The organism is Streptomyces calidiresistens (assembly GCF_014141525.1).
GTDB classification, from domain to species: Bacteria; Actinomycetota; Actinomycetes; order Streptomycetales; family Streptomycetaceae; genus Streptomyces; species Streptomyces calidiresistens.
In genome coordinates this window covers 1-3598 of the sequence record NZ_VKHS01000582.1, presented here as the reverse complement: position 1 = coordinate 3598, position 3598 = coordinate 1, and the positions used below count along the sequence as shown (strand labels likewise).

At 78.5% G+C, this 3598-nt stretch carries 3 protein-coding genes; 2 read left to right on the top strand and 1 reads right to left on the bottom strand.

The window, feature by feature from the left end:
* Nucleotides 1-1605, top strand: a 1605-nt coding sequence (locus FOE67_RS19965) for a primosome assembly protein PriA (RefSeq protein ID WP_182666218.1), incomplete at its 5' end; no start/stop codon positions are given.
* Between the two features lie 60 nt (nt 1606-1665).
* On the opposite strand, the gene FOE67_RS29530 is transcribed toward FOE67_RS19965, so the two are convergent.
* Nucleotides 1666-2259, bottom strand: coding sequence for a hypothetical protein (locus FOE67_RS29530; RefSeq protein WP_228474076.1), 594 nt, complete (start codon nt 2257-2259; stop codon nt 1666-1668).
* A gap of 311 nt (nt 2260-2570) precedes the next feature.
* On the opposite strand from FOE67_RS29530, the gene fmt reads away from it, so the two are divergent.
* On the top strand, nt 2571-3542 hold the full coding sequence (gene fmt, locus FOE67_RS19955; protein WP_182666217.1) for a methionyl-tRNA formyltransferase: 972 nt from the start codon (nt 2571-2573) through the stop codon (nt 3540-3542).
* Nucleotides 3543-3598 lie beyond the last annotated feature (56 nt).

Here is a 3598-nt window from a genome sequence, read left to right as displayed (position 1 = left end):
CGCTACCCCCGGGGCCCCGCCTTCCTGGAATCCCTCGCCGCCGGCGGGTCCCCCCGCGCGGTGTGGACCGCCCTGCCCGGGCCGGGGTGGCCCGATGAACTCGCCCGTGCCGCCGCGGCCTGTCTCGCCTCCGGCCGGGGAGTGGTGGCGGTGCTCCCCGACGGGCGTGCCGCCGCCCGGGCGGATGCGGCCCTCACCGATCTGCTCGGCCCCGACCGACACGTCCTGTTGACCGCCGACGCCGGACCCGAGGCCCGTTACCGTCGCTGGCTGGCGGTCAACCGGGGATCGGTGCGGGCGGTGATCGGCACCCGGGCGGCGATGTTCGCGCCCGTCCGCGACCCGGGGTTGGTGATCTGCTGGGACGACGGTGACGCCTCCCACGGCGACGACCGGGCCCCCCATCCCCATGCCCGCGAGGTCCTGCTGCTGCGCGCGGCCCGTTCCGGGGCGGGGGTCCTGCTGGGCGGACACGCCTGTACCGCCGAGGGCGCCCGACTGGTGGACACGGGGTGGGCGGCCCCGCTGACCCCCGACCGCGGCGCGGTCCGTGCCGCGGCCCCGCTGATCCGCACCCCCGGTGACGACGACCGGGCCGGCGACGAGGCCGCCCACACCGCCCGGCTGCCCACCCTGGCCTGGCGGATCGCCAGGGACGCGCTGCGCCTGGGGCCGGTACTGGTGCAGGTCCCGCGGCGGGGCTACGTTCCGGCGCTGTCCTGCGATCGCTGCCGTGAACCCGCCCGCTGCCCGGCCTGTCGCGGACCGCTCGCCGCCGACGTCCCCGACGCGCCCCCGACCTGCGGGTGGTGCGGGCTGGCCCATCCGGACTGGCACTGCCCCGCCTGTGGCGGCCGGCGGGCCCGGGCCCGGGCGGTGGGCGTCCGGCGCACCGCCGAGGAACTGGGGCGGGCCTTCCCCGGTGTCCCCGTCCGGACCTCCGGGCGCGGCACCGCCGGTGCCGGGGGCGGGGACGGGGTGCTCGACGAGGTCCCGGACACCCCCGCGCTGGTGGTCAGCACCCCCGGGGCCGAGCCGCGCACCGCCGAGGGACCGGGCTACGCCGCCGCGCTGCTGCTCGACGGCCGGGTGCTCCTCAACCGTCCCGGCCTGCGGGCGGGGGAGGAGACCCTGCGCCGTTGGCTGTCCGCCGCCGCCCTGGTCCGTCCCGCCCGGGAGGGCGGGACGGTGGTCGTGCCGGTGGAGCCGACGCTCCGCCCCGTGCAGGCCCTGGTGCGCTGGGACCCCCTCGGGTTCGCGGAGCGCGAGTTGGCCGACCGTGCCGAACTGGGGTTCCCGCCGGTCAGCCGGATGGCGGCCGTCAGTGGTCCGCCGGAGGCCGTGCGGCGCCTGTTGGAGGGGGCCGACCTGCCCCCGGAGGCAGAGATCCTCGGGCCGGTGGAACTGCCCCCGACCCCGCCCGGTGCCCCCCGTCGGCCGGGCGCGCCCGCACCGGGGGAGCGGTGGGAACGCGCGCTGGTGCGGGTACCGCCGGGGCGGGGGGCGGCGATGGCCCGGGCCCTGCGTTCCTCCCTCGCGGCCCGCCTGGCCCATCGCGAGCGGGAGATCGCCCGGGTGCGCGTCGACCCGCGGGACATCGGCTGAGGCCTCGGACCCCGCCCGGACCCCGGAATCCCGGTCGGTGCCGGGGCGGGCGCGCCGGTCTCAGCCGCCGCGCGGGCCCGGCAGCATCTCCGCGCGCCCGGCCCCGGCGGCACCGGCCTCCCCGCCCCCGGCGACCCGGGAGCCGACCGCCACCGCCGTCTGCGCGGGCACCCTTTCCTCCCCGGCGCTCCCGGGGGCCGGATCCCCGTCCGGCCGATCGTCCCCCGTCCCCTCCGTTGAGGGGGAGGGGACGACCGGTACCCGGCCGACGCCCGCGGTCGGTCGGCCGATCGCCTCGGCCCCCGTCGCCCGCCGGTTCCCGTACCGCCGGTGCACGGCCTGCTTGGTCACCCCCAGCGCCGAGCCGACGGAGTCCCAGGAGAAACCGAGCGAACGGTCGAAGTCCACCGCCGCGGTCACCAGGGTCTCCACGTTGTCCCGCAACTCCCTGGCCAGGCGCACGGTGGGGGCGGGGGCCCGCCCGTACACGACGAACCCGGAGGACGGTCCGCCGCGGCGCGGCCGGTAGACGTTGCCCAACTGCGCCGTGAGCGTCCGCAGGGCATCCACCTGGCGGCGCACCCGCTCGATGTCGCGGACCAGCAGATGCAGGCTGGCCCGGGCCCGGGCGTCAGCGGTGGTGTGGTCGGCCATCGACAAGCCTCTCCAACCGATCGGGGGAAACGGGGGACGGCCCCGCCGGGGGCGTCCCCCCGTGCGGTTGCTCCCGGTGCCCAACGCGGCACCCGGTGTCGGGGTCACGCCCACCCCCCGGATCGGGCGCGAAAGGCATGGTGCGCGCCCCTTCCCGCGCTCCCGGCCGGCGCGCCCCCGGCGTCCCCGGAGCCGTAGACTGTCCACCGCACCGCGTCCGGGGATCGGGCCGCCGGCACGGTCCTCCCGTCCGATCCGTCGGTCCACCCGCCCGATCCGCTCCACTCCGTTTCCGAGGTGACCCCCGCACGATGAGGCTCGTCTTCGCCGGCACCCCCGAGGTGGCCGTACCCGCACTGGACGCCCTGTTGGCAGCGGAACGGCACGAGGTGGTGGCCGTGGTGACCCGGCCGGACGCCCCCGCCGGGAGGGGACGGCGACTCGTCGAGAGCCCCGTGGCACGCCGCGCGGCCGAGGCCGGGCTGGAGATCCTGCGCCCCGAACGGCCCCGCGACCCGGACTTCCTGCGCCGGTTGCGCGAGATCGCCCCCGACTGCTGCCCGGTCGTGGCCTACGGCGCCCTCCTGCCCAAGGAGGCCCTGGACATCCCCGCCCGGGGATGGGTCAACCTGCACTTCTCCCTGCTCCCCGCCTGGCGCGGCGCGGCACCGGTGCAGCACGCCGTGATGGCCGGTGACGAGATCACCGGGGCCACCACCTTCCTCATCGAGGAGGGACTGGACTCCGGCCCCACCTACGGCGTGATCACCGAGGAGATCCGACCCGGGGACACCAGCGGTGACCTGCTCACCCGGCTGGCCTTCGCCGGCGCGGGCCTGCTCGCGGCCACCGTGGACGGGATCGAGGACGGCACCCTGCGGGCCGTGCCCCAGCCCGAGGAGGGGGTCTCCCTCGCACCCAAGATCGGGGTCGGGGACGCCCGGATCGACTGGACCGCCCCCGCGCTGCGGGTGGACCGCGTCGTGCGCGGGTGCTCGCCCGTCCCCGGCGCCTGGACCCTCTTCCGCGGCGAACGCCTGAAGATCCGGGAGGTGATCCCGGCCGGCTCCCCCCGCCCGGACGGAGCGGGCGGGCCCGCCCCGGAGGCCGCGGCCTCCGCTCCACCCGGGGCGCTCGTGGTCGGCCGGCGCACGGTCCACGTCGGCACCGGATCCGGTCCCGTCGAACTGCTCTGGGTGCAGCCCCGGGGACGCAAGCCCATGCCCGCCGCCGACTGGGCCCGCGGCGTGCGGCCCGGCCCCGACGAGCGCCTGGGCGACTGAGCCCCCGGTGGGGCGGGGGCGGCACGCCCCCGTCCCGTCCGTTCCCCGTCCCGCGG

What these genes read in the sequence shown, in the direction of transcription:
- FOE67_RS29530 (WP_228474076.1), bottom strand. Translation starts at nt 2,259, where the DNA reads ATGGCCGACCACACCACCGCTGACGCCCGGGCCCGGGCCAGCCTGCAT.
- fmt (WP_182666217.1), top strand. Translation starts at nt 2,571, where the DNA reads ATGAGGCTCGTCTTCGCCGGCACCCCCGAGGTGGCCGTACCCGCACTG.